The organism is Rhodococcus sp. JG-3 (assembly GCF_000482405.1).
Lineage (GTDB): Bacteria > Actinomycetota > Actinomycetes > Mycobacteriales > Mycobacteriaceae > Rhodococcoides > Rhodococcoides fascians.
Genome location: NZ_KI519398.1, coordinates 442,924 through 465,788 on the forward strand (window position 1 = coordinate 442,924; position 22,865 = coordinate 465,788).

Consider the following 22,865-nt stretch of genomic DNA (forward strand, 5'->3'; position numbering starts at 1 on the left):
ACCGAATGTTCGGTTATTAATGACGCAACCGACGAAGGAGTTTCGAAGTGGGCGAAGTATTTCTCGTGGCCGGCGCACGTACCCCGCACGGGCGCTACGGCGGTGCCCTGGCCTCGGTGCGCCCCGACGATCTCGCCGGGCTGGTCGTGGCCGAGGCGGTCCGCAGAGCGGGCGTACCCGTCGATCGAATCGACGAGGTGATTCTGGGTGCGGCCAACCAAGCAGGCGAGGACAATCGCGATGTGGCCAGAATGGCGGTTCTGCTCGCAGGTCTGCCCCAGTCGGTGCCGGGATATACCGTCAATCGCCTGTGCGCGAGCGGACTGACCGCAGTAGCCAACGCCGCGAGCACCATTCGCAGCGGTGAGGCCGACATCATCGTCGCCGGTGGCGTCGAGTCCATGACGCGCGCGCCGTGGGTCATGGCCAAGCCCGGGACGGCGTGGGCCAAGCCCGGCGAGATCTTCGATACCTCCCTCGGCTGGCGATTCACCAACCCGACCTTCGCAGCGCACGACGCGGGGACCGACCCCAAGATCACATTGTCGATGGGCGAGACCGCCGAAGAGGTCGCGCTCAGCGAAGGCATCACCCGTGAAGAGTCCGACGCCTTCGCTTTCCGCAGTCAGCAGCGTGCCGTCGCCGCCCAGGATGCCGGGCGCTTCGCCGACGAGATCGTGCCCGTCAGCACCAAGAACGGCGAGGTCACCGAGGACGAGACGCCGCGCCGCGGAACCACGTTGGACAAGCTCGGCACCCTGAAGACCGTGTTTCGCAAGGACGGGATCGTCACCGCCGGCACGTCGTCACCGTTCACCGACGGGGCATCGGCATTGGTCGTGGCCTCGGAAGAAGCCGTGCGCACGTACGGCCTCGAGGTTCGCGGCCGCATCGTCACCAGTGCGAGCGCCGGCATCGCGCCCCACATCATGGGACTCGGGCCGGTCCCGTCCACGCAGAAGGCGCTCACGCGCGCCGGATGGTCTGTCGACGACCTCGGTGCCGTCGAACTCAACGAGGCCTTCGCGGCACAGTCCCTCGGCGTCATCCGCCAGCTGAAGCTCGACGAGAACATCGTCAACGCCGACGGCGGGGCCATCGCCCTCGGCCACCCTCTCGGCTCGTCGGGTGCGCGAATCCTGTTGACGCTGCTGGGCCGGATGGAACGCGAGAAGGCCTCCCGTGGGCTCGCGACACTGTGCGTCGGCGTCGGGCAAGGCGTGTCGGTGTTGATCGAGGCACCGTGAACACGCTCATCGTCGAGGAGTCGACGGACCGCGTTGTCGTCACCCTGAGCCGCGAGACGCAACGCAACGCAATCGATTCCGACATGATCGGCGAGTTGCACGAGGTGTGCGCGCTCGTGGAGCAGGATCCCAGGATCGTGATCCTGACCGGAGCAGGCGAGCATTTTGCCGGCGGTGCCGACATCAACCAGTTGCGGGCCCGCACCCGCGACGACGCACTGCGCGGCATCAACCGAAACCTGTTCGACCGCATCGCCGCACTCCCCCTGCCGACGATCGCAGCCGTCCGCGGATACGCACTCGGCGGCGGAGCCGAACTGTCCTACGCCTGCGACATCCGCATCGCGTCGCCGACGGCCGTGTTCGGCAATCCCGAACCGGGACTGGGCATCATGGCTGCCGCCGGAGCCAGCTACCGGTTACCGACGCTGGTGGGGGTGTCCGTAGCGAAGCAGGTGCTTCTCGGTGGCCGGACACTGGACGCAGAGGTGGCACTTCGGTGCGGCCTGGTGCTGGACGTCGTCGACGAGCCGTTGACTGCAGCGCATTCCCTCGCGGATCGCATTGCGAGACAAGCACCACTGGCCCTGAAGCTGACGAAAAGGATTCTCGATGCACCCGGTTCGCACCCGTGGGCCGACGACATCGCGCAGGCTGTTCTGTTCGAGACCGAAGACAAACAACGCCGCATGACGGCATTTCTGGAGAAGAAGAAATGACAGTTCCTGTGAAAGTAGCTGTTGTCGGCGGAGGCCGCATGGGTGCAGGTATTGCCCAGGTGTTCGCGGCCCTCGGCTCGACCGTCGTCATCGCCGAAGCAGCCGACCAGACTGCAGCCCTCGGACGAGTCTCGACCGGGCTGGACCGGGCGCACGAGCGCGGCAAGCTCAGCGAGGACCCCGCTGCGATTCTCGCCCGGGTCTCCACCGTCGCCGGCCCCGCGGATCTTGCTGCCGACCTGGACCTGGTTGTCGAAGCGGTTCCCGAGATTCCGTCGCTCAAGGTCGAGGTACTGGCTCTCGTCGACAAGATCGCCGGGCCCGACACGGTCATCGCGTCGAACACGAGCTCGATCTCCATCGCGGAACTCGGCGCAGCATTGAGCGATCCGAGCCGCTTCGTCGGGATGCACTTCTTCAACCCGGTTCCGGCGTCGACTCTCGTCGAGATCGTGCGCGCTCCGGCCACTTCCCTAGACGTCGTGCAGCGAGTGCAGCAGTGGGTGTCACTGCTCGGCAAAACCGAGGTGCTCGTCAACGACTCCCCCGGGTTCGCTACCTCCCGGCTCGGCGTGTGCCTCGGACTCGAGGCCATCCGGATGCTGGAGGAAGGCGTCGCCGACGCCGAATCGATCGACCGCGCCATGGAACTCGGCTACAAGCATCCGATGGGTCCGTTGCGGTCGACCGACCTCGTCGGGTTGGACGTTCGGCTCGCCATCGCAGAACACCTGGCGTCGACCCTCGGCGACAGGTTCACTCCCCCGCAGTTGTTGCGAGACATGGTTGCTCGCGGCGATATCGGACGCAAGTCCGGTCGCGGCTTTCACGATTGGACGAACGCATGACGGTACGGTTCGACGTCACCGACGGCCTGGCGACCATCACCCTCGCGCGCTCCGAGGCACACAACGCCCTCGACGTCATGACGAAAGTCGGCCTGATGTCTGCAGTGCAGAACGCCGCCGCACCCAGTGTGCGCGCGGTGCTCATCACCGCGGAGGGCAAGAACTTCTGCGTTGGCCAGGACCTCGGCGAGCACGTCACCGCGCTCGAAGCCGACCCGGCCACGGCGATGGATACCGTCGGCGAGCATTACAACCCGCTCATCCGAGGGCTCGCAGCGCTCGAGGTGCCGATCGTCGTGGCCATCCCCGGCGCGTGCGTCGGTGCCGGTCTCGGGATCGCACTCGCCGGAGACATCCGGGTTGCCGGTACCAAGTCGTCGTTCGCCACGGCGTTCACCGGCATCGGACTGGCCAGCGACTCGGGATTGAGCTACACGCTGGTCGACGCACTGGGCGCGAGCCGGGCCGCGGGACTGATGCTGCTCGGCGACAAGGTCACCGCCGCGCAGGCCCTCGACTGGGGTCTGGTGCATCGCGTCGTCGACGATGCCGACGTTCTCGAGACCGCGCGCACGCTGGCCACAACGCTCGCTGCGGGACCCACCCTGGCGTACAAGCAGGTCAAATCACTGATCGCGCGGTCCGGACTGTCCGACGCCCTGGACCGCGAGGCGCAGGCGCAGACCGCTCTGGGACAGACCGCCGACCACAAGGCCGCCGTCGATGCTTTCCTCGCGAAGAAGGGAGCCTCCTTCGTCGGCATGTGAGCGGGAGTGGAGCCTGCGGAACGACCCATGTGAACGGAAACTCGACCCCTGCTACGAACTTCCACGCACGTGCGGCGAAGCCGCTCTTGTGCGTGGGGTCACTTCGATGCATACTGGTTACCAACCGATCATTCGGTAATGAAAGTAGGACTTATGACCACGTCAAACACCCTGTCCACCGAGACGCTGCAGGACGGGTTCGACGAGACCATTGCCCACGAGCAGCGCGTCGAGCCCCGCGACTGGATGCCCGACGGCTACCGCAAGTCGCTCATCCGCCAGATCGCCCAGCACGCGCACTCCGAAATCATCGGCATGCAGCCGGAGGGCAACTGGCTCACCCGCGCACCGTCGTTGCGCCGCAAGGCGATCCTGATGGCCAAGGTGCAGGACGAGGCCGGTCACGGCCTCTACCTCTATTCCGCTGCCGAAACCCTCGGGGCGGACCGCGCCGACCTGACGGTCAAGCTCATCGAGGGCAAGCAGAAGTACTCCTCGATCTTCAACTACCCCACCCTGACGTACGCCGACGTGGGCACCATCGGCTGGCTCGTCGACGGCGCAGCGATCTGCAACCAGGTTCCGCTGTGTCGCAGCAGTTTCGGGCCGTACGCGCGCGCGATGATCCGCGTCTGCAAGGAAGAATCCTTCCACCAGCGTCAGGGCTACGAGCTGCTGGCCACGATGATGCGCGGCACCGACGAACAGCGTGCCATGGTCCAGGAATCCGTCAACCGATGGTGGTGGCCGGCACTGATGATGTTCGGCCCGCCGGACGACGAGTCCCCCAACACCGAGCAGTCCATGAAGTGGGGCATCAAGCGCCACACCAACGACGAACTGCGCCAACGCTTCGTCGACATGTCGATCCCGCAGGCGAAGGCACTCGGAGTCACGTTCCCCGACCCGGACCTGAAGTGGAACGAGGAGCGCAAGTCACACGATTTCGGTGAGCCCGACTGGTCCGAGTTCATGCAGGTGATCAAGGGCAACGGTGCCTCCAACGTCGAGCGCATCGCGAACCGTCGAGCAGCTCACGACGGCGGAGCCTGGGTCCGTGAGGCCGCAACCGCATTCGCCGAAAGGAACGCAGCATCATGACAGAATTCACGGCCGAGGGCGGCCACGGCGCAGTTCCCACCGACAACGTGCCGGTGGAGCCGAAAAGAGAAGCAGTAAAGGCTGATTGGCCGTTGTACGAGGTGTTCCTGCGCGGCAAGCGCGGCCTGAACCACGTGCATGTCGGATCGCTCCACGCTGCCGACGACCACATGGCCCTGCGGCATGCTCGCGACGTCTACACCCGCCGCAACGAAGGCGTCAGCATCTGGGTGGTTCCGTCCAACTCGATCGTCGCGTCGTCGCCGTCGGAGAAGGATCCGTTCTTCGCACCGAGTGGCGACAAGGTGTACCGCCACCCGACGTTCTACGAGATCCCCGACAACGTTCCCCACATGTGAGACCCATACTCCCAGAGGACAAGCACCCATGACTGATCACGACAGCGCCTACGAGGGCCTCGTCGACGAGGACTCGCACGGGCAGTGGGCATTCGGGACGAGTTTCGACGACCCGCTCGCCGGCGTCGATACCACCGTTCCCGACGACGTCGACCTGAAAGCCCTTGCCGCGTACTGCCTCATGCTCGGTGACGATGCGCTGATCAGCTCCCAGCGCCTCGCCGAATGGAGCACTCGCGCACCGGAACTGGAAGAAGAGGTGGCGCTGGCGAACGTCGGCCTCGATCTCCTCGGCCAGGCCCGGCTGCTACTGGCCCGCGCCGCGAAAGCCGATCCGACGGTGGTGCCGTTCATCTCGGACACTTCACCCGCACCCGCCGAGGATGCGCTGGCGTTCTTTCGCGACGAGGCCGACTTCCGCAACGTCAGACTCACCGAGCTCGACAACGGCGACTTCGCGAAATCGCTGGTTCGGCTCCTCGTGTTTTCGACGTGGCGGCTCGCCGTCTTCACTCGCCTGCAGGAATCCCGTGATCCCGTTCTTGCCGCAGTTGCGAACAAGGGCGTCAAAGAGCTGACGTACCACCGCGATTACGCGGCACGCTGGGTCGTCACCCTGGGCTGCGGAACCGACGAATCGAAGCGACGCGTCCGCGACGCCGTGACCCGGATCTGGCCGTACGTCTCTGAATTGTTCATCCCGACGGACGAGGAGATCGCACTCGCGAAGGTCGGTGTCGCCGTCGACCCTCGCGATGTTCGCGACGAGTTCGATTCGGTTCTCGCACAGGTGCTGCACGCCGCGGAGCTGGAGGCACCCGAGGGCAAGTCCGTGGGCACCATCGGCGGCCGCGGTGGTCGTCGCGGCATTCACACCGAAGCATTCGGTCCACTGATCGCCGAGATGCAGGTCGTGGCGAGGGCCCATCCGGAGGGAGTCTGGTGACCACACTCGAGAAAACCGCCCGCGAGATTGCCGCCACCGTCATGGATCCGGAGATGCCGCTGCTCACCCTCGACGACCTCGGCGTCCTGCGCGACGTCGAGGTACGCGAGAACGGCAGCGTGCTCGTCACGATCACTCCGACGTACTCCGGCTGCCCCGCCATGGCGACGATGCGGGACGACATCGCTCACACGCTTCAGGACCACGGCTACGCGGATGTCGAGATCGTCACCAGCCTGACGCCGGCATGGAGTACCGACTGGATCTCCGAGGAGGGCCTGCGCAAGCTTCGCGAGACCGGCTACTCCACTCCGGGTCCGGCCCCGGAACGTACATCCGGCCCGGTTCCGCTGACCTTGACCGTCAAACCCCGTCAGCTCACCTGCCCGCAATGCAGCTCGCGCAACACCCGGCTCACGTCCGAGTTCGGCGCCACCCTCTGCAAAGCCCAGTACCGGTGCGACGACTGCCTCGAGCCCTTCGACCACGTGAAGGAAATCTGATGACCGTCACCGCCGAGCCCGTTCAGAAGAATCTACGCAACAATCCTTTTCATTCATTGACCGTTGCCGACGTGGAATCCCTCTGCGACGACGCCGTTGCTGTCACGTTCGACGTCCCGGAAGAATTGCGCGAAGAGTTCGACTTTCGACCGGGCCAGTCACTGATGCTCAGCCGCACCGTCGACGGCGTCGAGCACCGCCGCTCATACTCCATCTGCGCCCCGGCCGGTGCGCGTCCCCGCGTCGGTGTCCGCGAGGTGTCCGACGGTCTGTTCTCCTCCTGGCTCGTTCACGACGTCAAAGCAGGCGACCGCATCGACGTGCAGGGCCCGAGCGGCACCTTCCACGCCGATCCGGCCCAGGCCGGCAGGCACGTGCTCATCGCCGCCGGTTCCGGCATCACCCCGATGTTGTCGATTGCGGCGTCCGTTCTGGCAAATCCCGACTCCGAAGTGGTTCTGCTGTACGGCAATCGCCGGACGCGAACGGTGATGTTCGCCGAGGAGATCGCCGACCTGAAGGACCAGTACGGCAGTCGATTCGACGTCATTCACGTACTGTCTCGCGAACCACGGGAAGTCGAATTGTTCAGCGGCAGGCTCGATGCCGACCGGCTACGCGAGATACTCGACACCGTCGTCGCAACCCCGGACATCGACCACTTCTGGTTGTGCGGTCCGTTCGGGATGGTGAACGACGCGCAGGACGTTCTGAAGGAACTCGGCGTTGCGAAGAGCAGCATTCACCACGAACTGTTCTACGTCGACGACGTACCGCCGCCGCAGGAGCAGCACCGCGAGCCCGGTATCACCGGACCCAGCAGTGAGGTCACGATCATCCTCGATGGCCGCGAGGTGAAAGGCGCTCTGCCGCAGGACGATTCGATTCTCGATTCGGCCGAGCAGCTGCGATCGGACCTCCCCTTCGCATGCAAGGGCGGAGTGTGCGGCACCTGCCGCGCGAAGGTGACCTTCGGAGAGGTCGACATGCGTCGTAACTATGCATTGGAAGACAACGAGGTCGATGCCGGCTTCGTGCTCACCTGCCAAACCTTCCCACTCAGCGACACCGTCACCGTCGACTTCGACGCCTGAGACCACGAGAGACCGATCATGACCAGTGTGCTGTCCGCCCCCACCGATACCCCCGACATCGAGTTCGCCTCTCGGGACCGCATTTCCACGCTGCAGTTGGAGCGCCTGCGATGGTCGCTGCAGCACGCGTACGACAACGTTCCGCACTACACGAAAGCATTCGACGACGCCGGGGTGCATCCGACCGATCTGAAAGACCTGTCGGATCTGGCGAAGTTCCCGTTCACCGCCAAGAAGGACCTGCGGGAGAACTACCCGTTCGGGATGTTCGCGGTTCCGCAGGACAAGGTCTCACGCATCCATGCGTCCTCGGGCACCACTGGCCGACCGACCGTCGTCGGATACACCGCGAACGACATCAGCAATTGGGCGGACCTCATCGCCCGTAGCCTTCGCGCAGGCGGGGTGAAGCCGTCCGACAAGGTTCACGTGGCCTACGGCTACGGTCTCTTCACCGGCGGACTCGGCGCGCACTACGGCGCAGAACGACTGGGTTGCACCGTTATTCCGATGTCCGGTGGTATGACCGATCGTCAGATCCAGCTCATCGAGGACTTCGAGCCCGACGCGATCATGGTGACGCCGTCCTACATGCTCACGATCGTGGACGCGATGGTCAAGAAGGGCATCGATCCGGCCAAGACTTCGCTGAAGACCGGAGTTTTCGGCGCGGAGCCGTGGACCGAGGAGATGCGCAAGGAGATCGAGAAGACCCTCGACATGGACGCCGTCGACATCTACGGCCTGTCCGAGGTCATGGGACCGGGTGTCGCGATGGAATGCGTCGAAACCAAGGACGGACTCCATATTTGGGAGGATCATTTCTACCCGGAGGTCATCGACCCGGTGACCGGCGAGGTTCTGCCCGACGGCGAGGAGGGTGAATTGGTGTTCACGTCCTTGTCCAAGGAAGCGATGCCGATCATCCGCTACCGCACCCGCGATCTGACGCGACTGTTGCCGGGCACGGCTCGCACGATGCGTCGGATGCAGAAGGTCACCGGCCGCACCGACGACATGATCATTCTGCGCGGAGTCAATCTCTTCCCGACTCAGATCGAGGAGCTGATCTTGACGGTTCCCGTTCTGGCACCGCAGTTCCAGTGCGTGCTCGAGCGTGCCGGACGCATGGACTCACTGACCGTCCTCGTCGAAGCCCGACCCGATGCCGCGCTCGACACGCATCCGATTGCCGCAGCAACGCTGAAGAAGCTGGTCAAGGACCGGATCGGCGTCAGCGTCGCGGTTGACGTCGTTGCACCGGCGGCCCTCGAGCGTTCCATCGGTAAGGCCCGCCGTCTGATCGACAACCGTCCGACCGTATGACATGAGCCCGGTGGCACAGGATTTCGAGCAATGGCGCGAGAACGTCTCGACGGCGTTCGTGCCGCTCGACGCTGTGTCCACCGGGCCGTCGTCGTTCCAGGGCACGCTGGTGTCGTCGACGCTCGGGGCGCTGCAACTGAGCGAGGTGACCGGCCGGGAGGTCGACGTCAGGCGCACACGCGCGACCATCCGGCGGTCCGACCCCGGGTTGATCAAGGTGGGTCTGCAGCTGACGGGGTGCGGCACGATCGTCCAGAACGAGCGCGAGGCCGTGCTCCATCCTGGCGACTTCGCGGTCTACGACACCAGTGCCCCTTACGATCTGCACTTCGCCGGGGACTTCGAGATGTTCGTGGTGATGTTTCCACGCGACGCGCTCCGCATCGATTCCCGTGACTTGACGACCGTTGCCGCGCGTCGCATCGAGGGCGATCACGGCGTCGGTGCGCTGGTGTCGCCGTTCCTGTTCAATTTGCGTCGCAACGCCGCCGACGGCACATTGCCGACGACACCGATGCTCGAGAACGCCGTCCTCGATTTGCTCTGCGCCGCTCTCGACGACGCGGCTCCCCACGATACGCCGGGATCCACACTCCTGATCGAGGCCAAGAGTCTCGTCGAATCTCAGCTGTCCGATCCGACACTGTCCACGGCGTCTCTCGCTGCGCACCTGCATATTTCGACGCGCTACTTGCAGAAGCTCTTCGAGCAGGACGGTCGCACGGTGGCCGGTTGGATCAGATCCAGGCGACTGGAGAGGTGCCACCGCGATCTGCGTGATCCTCGTTTCGCCGCAGACAGTATCGGAACCGTCTGTGCGCGTCACGGTTTGATCGATTCCTCGAACTTCTCGAAGCTGTTCAAGGAGACGTACGGTATGTCGCCGCGGGAGTATCGCGCCGGGTGAGAGCGCACGCCGCCCTCACCCGACCACGAACTACTTTCCGAGGATCAGATCCGAGGCCCGCTCACCGACCATGATGGACGGCGCGTTGGTGTTGCCCGACGGCACCGTGGGCATGATCGACGCGTCCGCCACGCGCAATCCATCGACCCCGCGGACCCGAAGGTCCGCTCCGACAACGGCATCGGAGTCCGACTCGGCTCCCATCTTGCAGGTGCCGACCTGGTGGTGGTACGTACCGGCAGTCTGTCGGACGTATGCCCGCAGGTCGTCGCGGGTGCGGGCGCTCGGTCCCGGAACCACCTCCGCCTTGCGCCACGGCGCGAAGGCATCGGAGGCACCGATCTCCCGGCAGATCTCCACCGCGTCGACCATCGCCTCGAGGTCGTACGGATCGGCCAGGATGTTCGGATCCGCCAGCGGCAGTTCATTCGGATCCGAGGACGCCAATCGCAGCGTGCCGCGTGAACGCGGAGCCACGATTCCCGGAGCGATTGTGTAGCCGTTCTCCGGCACCGGGTATCCGTCGGCGGGGTAGGGGATGTGCATGAACAGGGGCTGCAGATCGGGTGCAGCGCCGGCCCATCCGGTACTGCGGGCGTACAGCTGCGCTTCGAGCAGGTTGTTGGTACCGGCTGCGAGCGGCTCGAGGGACTCGTAGATGTTGCTGAGCAGCAAATGGTCGTGCAGGTTCTCGCCGACGCCCGGCAGGTCGACGACGGTGTCGATTTCCAGTTCAGCCAAATGTCTGGACGGCCCGATTCCACTGAGCAGCAGGGTCTTCGGAGAGCCGAGGGCTCCGCCGCACAGGATGACCTCGTGATCGGCGAACGCTCGCTCCAGCTCGCCATCTCCGCGGCTGTATTCGATGCCCACCGCTCGGCCGTTCTCGAGCACCACTCGGTGCACGAGAGCACCGGTGGTCAACGTCAGGTCGGGATTGTCGAGCACCGGGCCGACGAAGCTCTTCCAGGCACTCATCCGCTCACCGTCGCGTGTGGTGGTGTGGTTGTAGCCGGCACCGACCATCTCGTCGGCGTTGAAGTCGTCGATGAGCTTGTGCCCGTGCTCGACGGCCGCGTCGACGAAGGCTGCCGCCAGCGGATGCGGGGTACCCATGATGGACACCGGCAGTGGCCCGTCACCGCCGTGGAACTCGTTGGCACCCAGCTCGTGTGACTCCGAACGCTTGAACAGCGGCAGCACGTTCTCCCACGACCATCCGGCGTCGCCGCTGGCCGATGCCCACCCGTCGTAATCGCTGGAATGCCCACGTACGTAGATCATTCCGTTGAGGGACGAGCTGCCACCGAGAACGCGTCCGCGTGGCCAGAAGATTCGCCGATCGTTGGCGTGCTTCTGCGGGGTGGTGAACAGTCCCCAGTCCTGCGGTCCGCCCAACAGCGTCGGCCAGCCCTGCGGTGAGTGGATCGCCGGATCGGTGTCCACGGGACCGGCCTCGATGACGTGGACGGTGTGGCCAGCGTCGAGGGGCCTCCTGGCGATGACGCTTCCTGCTGATCCTGCTCCGACGACGAGGTAGTCGGTCGATTTCTTCGGCATGTCAGTCCTTGCTGTTTCGTTGCTGCACGCGGGAGTCGGGCTACAGAACTACGGTGACGACCTTCTCTTCGGTGTTGGCCTCGATACCGGCCCACCCGAGTTCCCGGCCCGTGCCGCTGGACTTCATGCCGCCCCAGGGGAGAGCGGGATCGATTGCAGCCCAGCCGTTCACCCACACCGCGCCGGAACGGACCTGCCCGGCCAGTATGTGCGCCCTCGACACGTCGCGGGTCCAGATCGAGGCGGCCAACCCGTACACGGTGTCGTTGGCAATGGAGATCGCCTCGTCGGCCGTATCGAACGGAATCACCGTTCCGACCGGCCCGAAAATCTCCTCCTGGGCGATCTTCATGTCGTTGTCGGCATCGGCGAAGATCGTCGGCTCGACGAAATAGCCGGCACCGTCGGGACGTCCGCCACCGGCCGCGACTCGAGCTCCGCCGTCGCGTCCCGCCTGGATGTACCCGAGGACGCTGTCACGCTGCGTCGCGTTGACGAGGGCACCCATCGTCGTCGACGGATCGAACGGATCGCCCAGCACCTGAGCCGAGGCCGCTGCGGCCAACCCGTCCACCACCTGCGAGTACAGCGAGCGGTGCACCAGCACTCGCGTCCCCGCGGCACACACCTGGCCCTGATTGAAGAACAGTCCCATCGCGGTTCCGTTGATCGCCGCCTCCAGGTCCGCATCCTCGAGGATGATCTGCGGGGACTTGCCGCCGAGCTCGAGCGTCGTCCGCTTGAACGTGTCGGCAGCCTTCTTCGCGATGAGCTTGCCGACTCGGGGACTGCCGGTGAAGCTGATCTTGTCGACGTCCGGGTGTCCGACCAAGGCGTCACCGGTGAGCTCACCCAGTCCTGGAACAACATTGACCACTCCGGCCGGTACGCCTGCCTCGTCGATCAGTCGAGCCAGGTGCAGGATGGACAGCGGCGCGTCCTCCGGCGGCTTGACGACCACGGTGTTTCCGGCTGCCAGAGCGGGAGCGAGCTTCCACGCCGCGATCATCAGCGGGGTGTTCCAGGGAACGATCATGCCGATGACGCCCACCGGCTCACGGACGGTGTACGAGTGCGTCGGCTGCCCGAAGTAGCCCGCGGTGGGGATGGAGCTCCCGGTGATCTTGTCGGCCCAGCCCGCGAAGTGCCGGAAAGTGGCTGCAGCATTGGGGATGTCGAGCATCGCGGGCTGACCCACCGGCTTGCCGACGTCGAGAGCTTCGAGCCGAGCGAGCACGTCACCGTCCCGCTCGATCAGATCGGCCACCCGATTGAGCAGCTGGCCCCGGACTGCTCCGGGGGTAGCACCCCACTCACCACCGAGCTGGGCACGGGCCGCACACACCGCTGCGTCCACGTCCGACGCCGTGGCTGCGGCAATCTCGGCCAGGGGCTGTTCGGTGGTCGGGTTCAAGTCGGTGAAGGTGCCTCCGTCGGATGCACCGTGCCACTGCCCCGCGATGTAGAGCTCGGTGGCGGTGCCGGTCGGCAGCGACGGTGCGGCCGATTCCTGTACTGCGGTCATGTGTTTTCGCTCCTTCTCGGTGCCGTGTGCAGGCACCTCTCGCATGTCTGCTCCAGACTGCTCCCGGGCGAACGTGCCGGTCTTGTGTGATCGCGCACACATTGTGCGGTAGAAGCGCACAGTCGCGAGAAGGCAGCAGACAGCCGAACGGGTTCCGTGTCGGCACCGAAAGGCGCAGTATGAGGTGGTGAACGTGACACCGACGCAATTGCGAGCGCAGTTCGCCCTTCGTCTGTCGGCTCTGTACGGGCGGGAGGTTCCCGCGTACACGACGCTGTTGGATGTCACCGCGTCGATCAATGCCGAGACGATGCGCAACGTGGGTGCCGATGCGGAACGTTTCGGCTCCATCGATCGCGTCACCGCCGAGCGACACGGGGCGATTCGTGTCGGCAATGCACGTGAGATGTCGCAGGTAGCACTGATATTCGGTGCCATGGGAATGTATCCGGTGGGTTTCTACGATCTGCGTGACACTGCGTCGAGTTCGATTCCGGTGGTGTCGACAGCGTTCCGGCCGATCGATCCGGCCGAGCTGGCGATCAACCCGTTCCGGATCTTCACCTCGATGCTGGTGGCGTCGGATCGACGGTTCTTCGACCCGGATCTCGGCCGTCGCCTGACGGAATTCCTCGACCGCAGAACACTGTTCCCTCCGCTACTGCTCGAGCTGGCAGCCACGTGCGAGAGGGGCAACGGCCTCGCAGCGGAGGAGTCCGCTACCTTTCTGGACCTCGCGACGGCGGCGTTCGCGTTGTCGACCGACCCTGTCGACAGAGCGTGGTATCGCGAACTCGAGGCAGTCTCGGCGGTGGCCGCCGACATCGGTGGTGTCTCCTCCACCCACATCAATCATCTGACACCGAGGGTTCTGGACATCGATCTTCTGCATCGCCGTATGGGAGAGCGCGGGGTGGCAATGATCGACACCATCCAGGGGCCTCCTCGTACGTCCGGTCCTGGATTGTTGTTGCGCCAGACGTCGTTCCGAGCGCTGGACGAGCAGCGGATGTTTCTCGACGAGAACGGCAACGTCGAACCCGGCCATCTGCGGGTGCGGTTCGGCGAGGTCGAAGCCAGGGGCGCGGCAGCTACCGCACTCGGACGACGTCGCTACGACGAGTATCTGGATCGACTCGATACCGAGGAACCTGAGGACGCGTCCGCACTGTGGTCGTCGCTGGTGCCGGACGACGAGACACAGTGGATGGCAGAAGACCTCGCCTACTTCACCTTTCGAGTCACCGGGACCAACCCGTCCGCTGCAGACCGGGACGGTGGCCTCGTCGATCTGGTCAGGTCGGGTGTTCTCGCGGCCGACCCGATCGTGTACGAGGACTTCCTGCCCAAGTCGGCGGCGGGCATCTTCAGGTCCAATCTCGAATCCGACGGCACCCGCAATTCCGACAACACCGCGGCAGCCTTCGATGCGGAGGCGATGGAAAGCGTTCTGGGACGGACCCTGCACGACCCGTACCGGATCTACGGCCGTCTCCGAGACGAGTCGGTGACGCGAGTCGAGAAGCACCTCGGCCTGACGAAGCCTCTCGACTGCCCATGGACCCACTGAGCAATCGGCCCGAGATACCGAGTGTCAGCCCGAGATACCGAGGGATCCGGCGAGGGTCGGCCAACTCTTCGGTAGCTGCTCCACCCAGTACGGCCACGAGTGCGTTCCGGTCTCGGTGAAGTCGAACGTTGCAGGAATGTTCAACTGGCCGAGCCGATCCGCAAGTCGGTGTGTGCAGTAGTTCGACCCGACCTCGATGAGGCCACCGACCACCACCCTGTCCCATCCCGCTGCCGTGTCGAAGCTTTCGTGTCGTCCGGGTGCTCCGGTTCCCACCGACACGTAGACATCGGTACCGCGCAGACTTTCGGCGTTGGCCACCGAATCATGTTCGGCCCACGCAGGATCGAAGGGTCCGCCCCACATGTTGTCGGCATTGCCGCCGAATGCCCCGACGATGGCTCGAATACTGGCCTGGCCCAACGGCTCGGCGGACGCGAAGCAGCCGCTGTACGACGCCACGCCGGAGTACACATCCGGGTTACGTGCGGCGAGCATCATCGCCGATTGTGCGCCCATCGACAGTCCCGCTATCGCGTTGCGGCCGTTGCCGTCCACGGCCGCATCGATCAGCGGAGGCAGTTCCTCGGTGAGAAACGTTTCCCACTGGTAGCGGCCGAGTTTCGGGTCGTCGCGCTGCCAGTCGGTGTAGAAGCTTCCTGGCCCGGCCAACGGCAGGACGACGTTGACGTTCTTGTCGGCGAAGAACTCCGCTGCCTGCCCCTTCCGCAACCACATGCTGTTGTGCGGATCCTCTTCGCCGATGCCGCTGAGCATGTACAGCGTCGGACGCGGTCCGCTTTTCGCCGCGGGTGTGAGCACCTGCACTTCGACGACGGCCCCCATAGCGGGTGAGTCGACCTTCAGCGTGCGCAGCGTGTCGGATGTCAGGACGGTGTCGACGATGCGGGCGGAGGGGGCAGCCGGCTCGGCGGATGCGATACCTCCCGAGGCGATCGACAGGGACAACGCTGCGACGAAGACAGTGGTGGAGATGCGTCGGCGACGCATGGCGATCCTCTCGGGATTATCACGGTAAGGGTGAATCGAGGTGCAGCATTGCACAATTGCGCGCCCGGTAACACGTTGTGGGCAAACTTTCACCACTGACGCAGACTCGATACCCGATCGAGGTGGCGAACCTGTACCTCCGCCCTTTTTCGCCCTTTGAGTCGCACACGAACAATTCGTGCACTAATCAATTCTGATACTCTGGCCAGCGTGACCACCACCGAGGATCCACTCGCGCTCGATCGCCAGGTCTGCTTCGCCCTGGCCGTCACCAACCGGGCTGTGCTGTCGGTGTATCGGCCTTTGCTCGAACCGATGGGCCTGACCCATCCGCAGTATCTGGTGATGTTGGCCTTGTGGGGCGAGTCGCCGATGTCGGTCAAAGCGATCGGCTCAGCGCTGCAACTCGACTCGCCCACCCTGTCTCCCCTGCTGAAGCGTCTGGAATCGATGGGCCTGCTCACTCGCACACGCAGCACGGAAGACGAGCGCATTCTGCTCGTATCCCTCACCCCCGCCGGAGCCGCTCTCCGCGCCGAGGCAGAAAAGATTCCATCCGCGGTCGTGGCGAGACTCGGTGCGTCACTCGACGAACTGGAGCAGTTGCGCCGCGTCCTCACTCGCGTCAACGACGCGGCGATCGCAGCAGGAGCACTGACATGAGCGCACGACCCCAGCGCACCCGTCCGAACGCCGGCCAATGGTTGGGCTACGCCGTCCTGGGCCGCAAACTCCCCGACCCCATGCAGGATTGGGTTCGACGCGACCTCGTCGGCCCCGGCGCGACACCGCGTCACATCCTGCGCTCGATGATCCCGTTCCTTCCCATCTTCATCGGGTTCTTCGTGCTCTTTCCCGGCGCGATCTGGTTACGTGCCTCGATGGTCCTGTTGGCCCTGCTGCTCGCGCTGTTCTACACCGCCGCATACATGGACCAGAACCGCGCCCGTCGTCTCGAGATTCACGGACTGCCCGCCGACCTGAAAAGCGAGAAGAAAACGGCGGAACTCGAACGCGAACGCGAGAACTACCGCCGCAACCACTGACCGCCCGGTCAGTGCTCGCGGGCGAGGCCTGCGGTGAAGTCGTCGGCGATCATGACGGCCAGATCCCGCGTCTTGCGGTTGGTGTTCTGTGAGAGTTCGGTCAATTGCGTGAACGCGGCGTCGGCGTCGATGCGGTACACCGACATGAGGATGCCGACGGCTCGGCCGATCGTGCCGCGGGTCTCGAGCGCCGTACGCAGTGTCGCGGCCTGATTGCCGCTCTCGGCGATCAGCTGCTCGCGCATCCGTGACAGTTCGAGGTGCACGCGAACGCGCGCGACGAGTTCTCGGTCGTGGAACGGCTTGACGATGTAATCGTCGGCACCGCGTCCGAGTCCGTCGAGCACAAAGTCGGTTCCCGCACGAGCGGTCAGCAAGATGACCGGTACTCGTCTCAAGTCGGCGTCGCCGCGGATGTCGTCCACCAGATCCAGACCACTGCGCCCCGGCAGCATGACGTCGGAGAGCACGAGCCCCGGCAGCATCGCTCGGGCACGATCGAGAGCGGTCTCGATGTCCCCCGCTGTCGAGACGGACCACCCTTCGTCGGTCAGCAGGCGCGCGAGGTAGTTGCGCATGTCGACGTTGTCCTCGACGAGCAGGACGTCGGCGCGATCGGTCGTCTCGGGAACGGGCTCGATCGAGGGGAAGATCGCCGAGATCGGATCGGCCGGAGCGCCGGGTCGATCGACAGCGGCAGCTTCTGCGGGCAACCGCGGCACCTGCACGGTGAAGGTAGTCCCCCGGCCCACGTCGCTGTCGACGTCGATCCGCCCGTTCAAGGCGGTCAGCAAGTCCGTCACCAGGGCAAGCCCGATTCCGGACCCTTCGATGCTGTGCGCGCCTTCTCGTTCGACGCGGTGGAACCGGTCGAAGATTCGAGGCAGGTCCTCGGCCGGAATTCCCAGTCCGGTGTCTGCGACCACGAGCCGAACGGTGGTCTCGTCCGCGACCAGACGAACCGACACCCGTCCGGCCGGGGTGTACTTGACGGCGTTGGCGACGAGGTTGAATACCACCTTCGACCACATTTCGGCGTCGGTCAGGACCACGACGTCCTCGGCCGCATCCACGACGAGCTCGAGCCCCTGCGCCGACGCGACGGCCGAGAACATCGTCGCGCAATCGCGTGTCACCGAGCCGAGGTTCACCGGCTCGGGTCGAGAGACGAGTCGGCCGGCCTCGGCATTGACGATGTCGAGCAGGTCGTCCACCAACCTGCGCAGCCGCATCGACGCGCGATGAACGACGTCGAGTGATTCGCGGTCGTTCGCGTCCAGCACCGAAGCAGCGTTCTCGCGTACCGAATCGAGCGGGCCCGTCAGCAACGTCAGCGGGGTGCGGAATTCGTGCCCGACGTTCTCGAGCAGCCGAGTCTTCGCAGCATCGGCGTCGGCCAAGGCCGCCACCCGGCTGCGCTCCATCTCGAACGCGTGCGAGGCCGTCAGTGCGGTGGACAGGCGTTCGGCGACGACGACGCAGAACGAGGTGAAGGCATCGTCGATCACCCGATGGCTGCTCACTCCGATCAACAGCGCCCCGACCGGCTGTACCCGACCGGCCATCGTCAACGGCACGACGACGGCCTGCGGAACGTTGCCGTCCACCTGCACGGTCGCGCAGGCGACCGTGCCGTCGGCAACGCGAGAGATGTCGGCGCACTCCCACGTCGCAGCGTCGTACCCGGCGTCGCCGCCGGTCACGACACACTCCACCGGGCCGTCCGCAGTCAGATCTTCGCGGAGGTAACCGGCGACGAGGGGGAACTCCGACGCTTCGGCCGCGAGCACGCCCACTGCCGCACGGCAGATGTCCACGGCACCGTCGGTGTCGTTACCCGTCAGCGTGCCCAGGCTCAGCAACGCCTGCATGCGGCGTTCGCCGAGCAGCTGTTGGGTGACCTCCGACGTCGCGACGAACACGCCGAGGACCGCGCGCTCGGGACCGTGAATCGGACTGTACGAGAAGGTCCAGTACGTCTCTTCGAGGAACCCGTACCGATTCATCATGAACCGTTGGCGAGCACCGTGCACCGCAGTGCCGCCGTCGACGACCTGATGAGCCAACGCGCCGATCTCGTCCCAGATCTCTGCCCAGCAGTCCCCGGCCGTCTGAGCTGCGGCGGCGGGAAACTTGTCACCGAGAAAATCGGTGTACGAGTGGTTGAAGATCTGGACCAGGTGCGGCCCCCACCAGATCAACATCGGGATGGTCGACGGCATGACCGTGCGGATGGCCGCGATCAGTTCGTACGGCCATTGCTCCACCGGTCCCAGCTCCGTGGAGCTCCAATCCAGCTCGCGAAAGCGAGCCTCGGTGGCATTGTCACCGGGAAACAGCTCGTCGAGCCGAGCCGAACCGGGATCGGGTACTGCGGGATTCATGGCCTCGTCCTTAGTCACATGCGGCCGTAGGTCAAGGACGGGCGCAATCTCCTCGTCGATTCTATCCGAGCGCCAGGTGGGCAAGCGTTTCGCTCACCTGCGCCGGGGGTAATCGGCCGCTCATGCCCACCTCATCCAGTCTCCCGTATCCCCTGGGCGTCTCGCGTCTGTCCGACGACGGTGCCAACCTCGCCGTCTACTCCGAAACAGCCGACTCGGTGTCCGTCGTCGTGATGAACGAAGACGGAACAGAGCGCAGTACAACGCCGTTGACGCTTCGCACCGGCCACGTCTTCCACGATCTGGTGCCCGACGTCACCCCGGGAACGCGATACGGCCTCCGCGTAGACGGCCCGTGGGATCCCGCCTCGGGACTGCGTCACAACCCGGCGAAGCTACTGCTCGACCCGTACGCCACGGCCATCACCGGCCAGGTCGACTGGAACGAGTCGGTGTTCTCGCATCTGCATGCCGAGCCGGAGACCCGCAACGACGAGGACTCCGCGCCGCACATGCCGTATTCCGTTGCGGTGCAATCGAACTTCGACTGGTCCGGCGACGAAGCGCCGAGAACTCCGTTGGACCGAACCGTCGTCTACGAGGTCCACGTGAAGGGCTTCACCGCCACCAACCCCGATGTTCCCGAGGACATTCGAGGAACATACGCCGGGCTGGCCCACCCCGCCGCGATCGCGCACCTGAAGCGTATCGGCGTCACCGCAGTGGAGCTGTTGCCCATTCATCAGTTCGTCCAGGATTCGCACCTGCTCGAAGAGGGACGCCGAAACTACTGGGGCTACAACTCCATCGGCTTCTTCGCCCCGCACAACGAGTACTCCAGCACCGGCGACACCGGCGGCCAGGTGGACGAATTCAAGGCATTGGTCAAGGCGATGCACGAGGCCGGTATCGAGGTCATCCTCGACGTCGTCTACAACCACACAGCCGAGGGCAACCACCTGGGACCGACGTTGTCGCTCAAAGGAATCGACAACGGCTCGCACTACCGACTCGTCGACGACGACCGCAGCGCCTACTACGACACCACGGGCACCGGCAACAGCCTCAACGTCGGACATCCCGCGGCGCTGGGCCTGATCATGGACTCGCTGCGGTACTGGGTCACGGAGATGCACGTCGACGGATTCCGTTTCGATCTCGCGAGCACCCTGACCCGTCAGGACTCCGGCCTCGACGTCCACAGCGCGTTCCTCGATCTTGTACACCAGGATCCGACGCTCGCACCGGTCAAACTCATTGCCGAGCCCTGGGACACCCAGGGCTACCAGGTGGGCGGGTTCCCGGCCCGGTGGTCGGAGTGGAACGGTAAGTTCCGCGACGACGTTCGTGACTTCTGGCGCGGCGAGGACGGCGCGTTGTCCGCTCTGGCGCAACGTGTCACCGGCAGCCCCGACGTCTACGAGAGCACCCGGCGCCCGACGTTGGCAAGTGTCAACTTCATCACCGCCCACGACGGCTTCACCCTGGCCGACCTCAATTCCTACGACGAGAAGCACAACGAGGAGAACGGCGAGGACAGCCAGGACGGCGAATCCGACAACCGTTCGTGGGGATGTGGTGCCGAGGGCCCGACCGACGACGAGGGCGTCAACGCACTCCGCGCCCGCCAGCAGCGTAATCACCTTGCCACACTGCTCCTTTCGGCCGGCGTCCCGATGATCCTCGGCGGCGACGAACTGGGCCGAACACAGAACGGCAACAACAACGCGTACTGCCAGGACAACGAGGTCTCCTGGTTCGACTGGAGCACGGTCGATCAGGATCTCGTCGACTTCACCACCCAACTGATCTCGCTGCGCGACGAGCATCCGGCGTTGCGTCCCACCTGGTTCCGGCACGACAGCGATTCCGAAGAGGACGGGGCAGGACCCGATACGGTCGACTTCTACCGCGCCGACGGTCAGAAACTGGTCGACGAGGATTGGTCCGACGGCAACGCACACAGCATTCTCATCCTGATGCGTGCGGGCGAGAAAGACGCTGCGTTCGCCTGGATGGTCAACGCCTCACCTGCGACAGTCGAATTCACGCTGCCAGAGGGCAAGTGGAGTCAGTCGACGTCGAGTGATCCGGATCAGGCGTACGAGGCGGGCGGGCCGTCCATTCTGATTCGCGAGCATTCGTTCACGTTGCTGCAAGGCTGATCGGTCCACCGTTCGAGAATCTGTAGCCACTCCTCCGATTCGGAGCGTCCGGCCCACGCGATGTATCCGTCGGGCCGGACGAGGACGGCGGGGCCGCTGTCGGTACGGCGGACGATGTCCGTTCGAGTGCAGTCGCTCTCGCCGACCTGACCCCGACGGACCCGAGCGATCAGGCGGCAGGCAGTACCTTCGTGAACAGCACGGCCCCGGTCGCGTCGCAGAGGTTGACGGTCAGATCGCGCGAGTCCCCGTCGATGAGCACCTCACCGAAATGCTGAAACGCGTCGAGTGGCGACGCGTTCGGCTCCGGTGGCGCGTGCACGAACACTGCCTCCGGGCCGAAGGTGCCGTCCAAGTCGTTGGGGCCGAACGCGCCGGCGTTGAGCGGCCCGCTGACAAATTCCCAGAACTCGCGAAATTCCTGGTAGGCCGCGCGCTCCGGCGAATAGTGATGCGCTGCTGTGTAATGCACGTCGGCGGTGAGCCAGACGGTGCCGGTGACGTCGTTCCGATCGATCGCGGTGAGCACCTGCGCAATGTCGGTCTCACGGCCCAACGGCGCACCGGGGTCGCCGTTGCCGACGCCTTCCTGCGCGTCTTTCCCATCAGGAACGACGAGTCCGAGGGGCAGGTCGTTCGCGATGATCTTCCACGTCGCGGTGGAGCGGGACAGCTCGTCGATCAACCACTGACGCTGCGCCGAGCCGAGGATCTCCCCTGACGCAGCGGTGTTCGCACCGTTCGCATCCTTGTACGTGCGCATGTCGAGGACGAAGACGTCGAGCAGCGGCCCGTAGGCGATCTTGCGGTACACCCGGCCGTCGACGGCTTCTGTGGGCGCGATGGGCAACCACTCGTGAAACGCCTGCAACGCTCTCTGCGACAGCAGGTCCACATCCTTCACCGTGTATTGCTCCAGGTCGAGGATCTCACCGGGGTACCAGTTGTTGACGGTTTCGTGATCGTCCCACTGGACCATCTGGGCGACAGACGAATTGAAGCGGCGGTAGTTGTCGTCGGTGAGATTGTAGGCGTACTGGCCGCGGTACTCGTCGAGCGTCTCGGCGACCTTGGACTTGGCCTCGCTCATGGTGTTTCGCCAGATTCGACCGTCGGGAAGTGTCACGCGCTTCTCGAGCGGGCCGTCCGCATAGATCACATCGCCGCTGTGCAGGAACAGATCCGGTTGCCTGTCGGCCATCGCCGAGAAGATGGTCATACCGCCGATGTCGGGGTTGATACCGTAGCCCTGGCCTGCGGTGTCGCCACCCCACAACAGGCGGATGTCGGATGGGCCGTCAGGAGCTGTGGAGAACACTCCGGTGATGGGTTCCGACGTCGCGCCGTCCTCGCCCTCGAGCGTGACGCGATAGTGAACCTTCTGTCCCGCAGGCAATCCGGTCAGGCGCAGCACCCCCGTGCCGTCCGACTGCGGAGTCAGCAGTGGCCCCCGCATCGTAGTCACAGAGGAGAACGAGTCCGTCGCGGACGTGTCGACGATCATCGTCGCCGGAGTATCCGAACGTGCCCACACCAGCGCTCCGTCGGCACGCACATCACCGCTGGCGACACCGTGTGTCAGCACCGGCCGGGTGCGAACCAACGCCGGGCTGCATGCCAGCACAGGCGTGGCAGCGGCACCGAGAGCGGCATATCGGAGGAGGGATCGACGGGTGAGCTGCATGCCCTTCACCGTCCAGCATCGACATGAACGGCTCGTAGCGCCCAGGAAGACAGACGATTTCCGCCACAAGCGCGTCGTACCGTGCGACGAGGAACGCGGCCGC

The 22,865-nt window shown here is 65.0% G+C and carries 21 protein-coding genes; 15 read left to right on the forward strand and 6 right to left on the reverse strand.

What is annotated here, in order from left to right:
- Positions 1-47 precede the first annotated feature (47 nt).
- The 11 genes from K414_RS0103355 to K414_RS0103405 all read left to right on the forward strand — a co-directional run bounded on the left by K414_RS0103355 (position 48) and on the right by K414_RS0103405 (position 9,817).
- Positions 48-1,247 (forward strand): thiolase family protein, encoded by a 1,200-nt coding sequence (locus K414_RS0103355; RefSeq protein ID WP_027494652.1) that lies wholly within the window; start codon positions 48-50, stop codon positions 1,245-1,247.
- On the forward strand, positions 1,244-1,966 hold the full coding sequence (locus K414_RS0103360) for an enoyl-CoA hydratase/isomerase family protein (protein WP_027494653.1): 723 nt from the start codon (positions 1,244-1,246) through the stop codon (positions 1,964-1,966). Before K414_RS0103355 ends, K414_RS0103360 begins: the two co-directional genes overlap by 4 nt.
- Positions 1,963-2,814 carry a 3-hydroxyacyl-CoA dehydrogenase family protein gene (locus K414_RS0103365; protein ID WP_027494654.1) on the forward strand — a complete coding sequence of 284 codons (852 nt, stop codon included), beginning with the start codon at positions 1,963-1,965 and terminating at the stop codon, positions 2,812-2,814. The genes K414_RS0103360 and K414_RS0103365 overlap by 4 nt, the downstream gene beginning before the upstream one ends.
- Complete coding sequence (locus tag K414_RS0103370) at positions 2,811-3,581, forward strand: enoyl-CoA hydratase-related protein (RefSeq protein WP_027494655.1); 771 nt, start codon at positions 2,811-2,813, stop codon at positions 3,579-3,581. Before K414_RS0103365 ends, K414_RS0103370 begins: the two co-directional genes overlap by 4 nt.
- Before the next feature lie 153 nt (positions 3,582-3,734).
- Positions 3,735-4,682, forward strand: coding sequence for a 1,2-phenylacetyl-CoA epoxidase subunit PaaA (gene paaA, locus K414_RS0103375; RefSeq protein ID WP_027494656.1), 948 nt, complete (start codon positions 3,735-3,737; stop codon positions 4,680-4,682).
- The gene (paaB, locus tag K414_RS0103380; RefSeq protein ID WP_027494657.1) at positions 4,679-5,041 is read left to right on the forward strand and encodes a 1,2-phenylacetyl-CoA epoxidase subunit PaaB; all 363 of its coding nucleotides are present in this window, start codon (positions 4,679-4,681) and stop codon (positions 5,039-5,041) included. The genes paaA and paaB overlap by 4 nt, the downstream gene beginning before the upstream one ends.
- A gap of 28 nt (positions 5,042-5,069) precedes the next feature.
- Positions 5,070-5,987, forward strand: coding sequence for a 1,2-phenylacetyl-CoA epoxidase subunit PaaC (gene paaC, locus K414_RS0103385; protein WP_027494658.1), 918 nt, complete (start codon positions 5,070-5,072; stop codon positions 5,985-5,987).
- A 41-nt stretch (positions 5,988-6,028) separates the two neighbouring features.
- The gene (gene paaD / locus K414_RS0103390) at positions 6,029-6,490 is read left to right on the forward strand and encodes a 1,2-phenylacetyl-CoA epoxidase subunit PaaD (RefSeq protein WP_051365296.1); all 462 of its coding nucleotides are present in this window, start codon (positions 6,029-6,031) and stop codon (positions 6,488-6,490) included.
- The gene (gene paaE / locus K414_RS0103395; RefSeq protein WP_027494660.1) at positions 6,490-7,584 is read left to right on the forward strand and encodes a 1,2-phenylacetyl-CoA epoxidase subunit PaaE; all 1,095 of its coding nucleotides are present in this window, start codon (positions 6,490-6,492) and stop codon (positions 7,582-7,584) included. Before paaD ends, paaE begins: the two co-directional genes overlap by 1 nt.
- Before the next feature lie 18 nt (positions 7,585-7,602).
- A complete protein-coding gene (gene paaK, locus K414_RS0103400; protein ID WP_027494661.1) occupies positions 7,603-8,910 on the forward strand; it encodes a phenylacetate--CoA ligase PaaK in 1,308 nt (435 codons plus the stop codon).
- Position 8,911: 1 nt separating this feature from the next.
- A complete protein-coding gene (locus tag K414_RS0103405) occupies positions 8,912-9,817 on the forward strand; it encodes a helix-turn-helix domain-containing protein (RefSeq protein WP_027494662.1) in 906 nt (301 codons plus the stop codon).
- Positions 9,818-9,847: 30 nt separating this feature from the next.
- On the opposite strand, the gene K414_RS0103410 is transcribed toward K414_RS0103405, so the two are convergent.
- Both K414_RS0103410 and styD read right to left on the reverse strand, forming a co-directional pair.
- On the reverse strand, positions 9,848-11,377 hold the full coding sequence (locus K414_RS0103410) for a GMC family oxidoreductase N-terminal domain-containing protein (RefSeq protein ID WP_027494663.1): 1,530 nt from the start codon (positions 11,375-11,377) through the stop codon (positions 9,848-9,850).
- Positions 11,378-11,417: 40 nt separating this feature from the next.
- Complete coding sequence (gene styD / locus K414_RS0103415; protein WP_027494664.1) at positions 11,418-12,902, reverse strand: phenylacetaldehyde dehydrogenase StyD; 1,485 nt, start codon at positions 12,900-12,902, stop codon at positions 11,418-11,420.
- 184 nt (positions 12,903-13,086) lie between these two features.
- Between styD and K414_RS0103420 the strand changes: the two genes are divergently transcribed.
- The gene (locus K414_RS0103420; RefSeq protein ID WP_152530354.1) at positions 13,087-14,472 is read left to right on the forward strand and encodes a VOC family protein; all 1,386 of its coding nucleotides are present in this window, start codon (positions 13,087-13,089) and stop codon (positions 14,470-14,472) included.
- Positions 14,473-14,496: 24 nt separating this feature from the next.
- On the opposite strand, the gene K414_RS0103425 is transcribed toward K414_RS0103420, so the two are convergent.
- Positions 14,497-15,483 (reverse strand): alpha/beta hydrolase family protein, encoded by a 987-nt coding sequence (locus tag K414_RS0103425; protein WP_027494666.1) that lies wholly within the window; start codon positions 15,481-15,483, stop codon positions 14,497-14,499.
- A gap of 210 nt (positions 15,484-15,693) precedes the next feature.
- On the opposite strand from K414_RS0103425, the gene K414_RS0103430 reads away from it, so the two are divergent.
- Both K414_RS0103430 and K414_RS0103435 read left to right on the forward strand, forming a co-directional pair.
- Positions 15,694-16,146 carry a MarR family transcriptional regulator gene (locus K414_RS0103430; protein WP_027494667.1) on the forward strand — a complete coding sequence of 151 codons (453 nt, stop codon included), beginning with the start codon at positions 15,694-15,696 and terminating at the stop codon, positions 16,144-16,146.
- Positions 16,143-16,529, forward strand: coding sequence for a DUF5313 family protein (locus K414_RS0103435; protein WP_027494668.1), 387 nt, complete (start codon positions 16,143-16,145; stop codon positions 16,527-16,529). The genes K414_RS0103430 and K414_RS0103435 overlap by 4 nt, the downstream gene beginning before the upstream one ends.
- 8 nt (positions 16,530-16,537) lie before the next feature.
- On the opposite strand, the gene K414_RS0103440 is transcribed toward K414_RS0103435, so the two are convergent.
- Positions 16,538-18,913 (reverse strand): ATP-binding protein, encoded by a 2,376-nt coding sequence (locus K414_RS0103440; RefSeq protein ID WP_027494669.1) that lies wholly within the window; start codon positions 18,911-18,913, stop codon positions 16,538-16,540.
- 122 nt (positions 18,914-19,035) lie between these two features.
- Between K414_RS0103440 and glgX the strand changes: the two genes are divergently transcribed.
- Positions 19,036-21,078 carry a glycogen debranching protein GlgX gene (gene glgX / locus K414_RS0103445; protein ID WP_027494670.1) on the forward strand — a complete coding sequence of 681 codons (2,043 nt, stop codon included), beginning with the start codon at positions 19,036-19,038 and terminating at the stop codon, positions 21,076-21,078.
- Here glgX and K414_RS29810 read toward each other — a convergent pair.
- Both K414_RS29810 and K414_RS0103450 read right to left on the reverse strand, forming a co-directional pair.
- Positions 21,009-21,299 (reverse strand): hypothetical protein, encoded by a 291-nt coding sequence (locus K414_RS29810; protein ID WP_328587987.1) that lies wholly within the window; start codon positions 21,297-21,299, stop codon positions 21,009-21,011. The two genes, glgX and K414_RS29810, sit on opposite strands and share 70 nt — an antisense overlap.
- Positions 21,248-22,762 (reverse strand): alkaline phosphatase D family protein, encoded by a 1,515-nt coding sequence (locus K414_RS0103450; protein WP_027494671.1) that lies wholly within the window; start codon positions 22,760-22,762, stop codon positions 21,248-21,250. Before K414_RS0103450 ends, K414_RS29810 begins: the two co-directional genes overlap by 52 nt.
- Between the last annotated feature and the right edge of the window lie 103 nt (positions 22,763-22,865).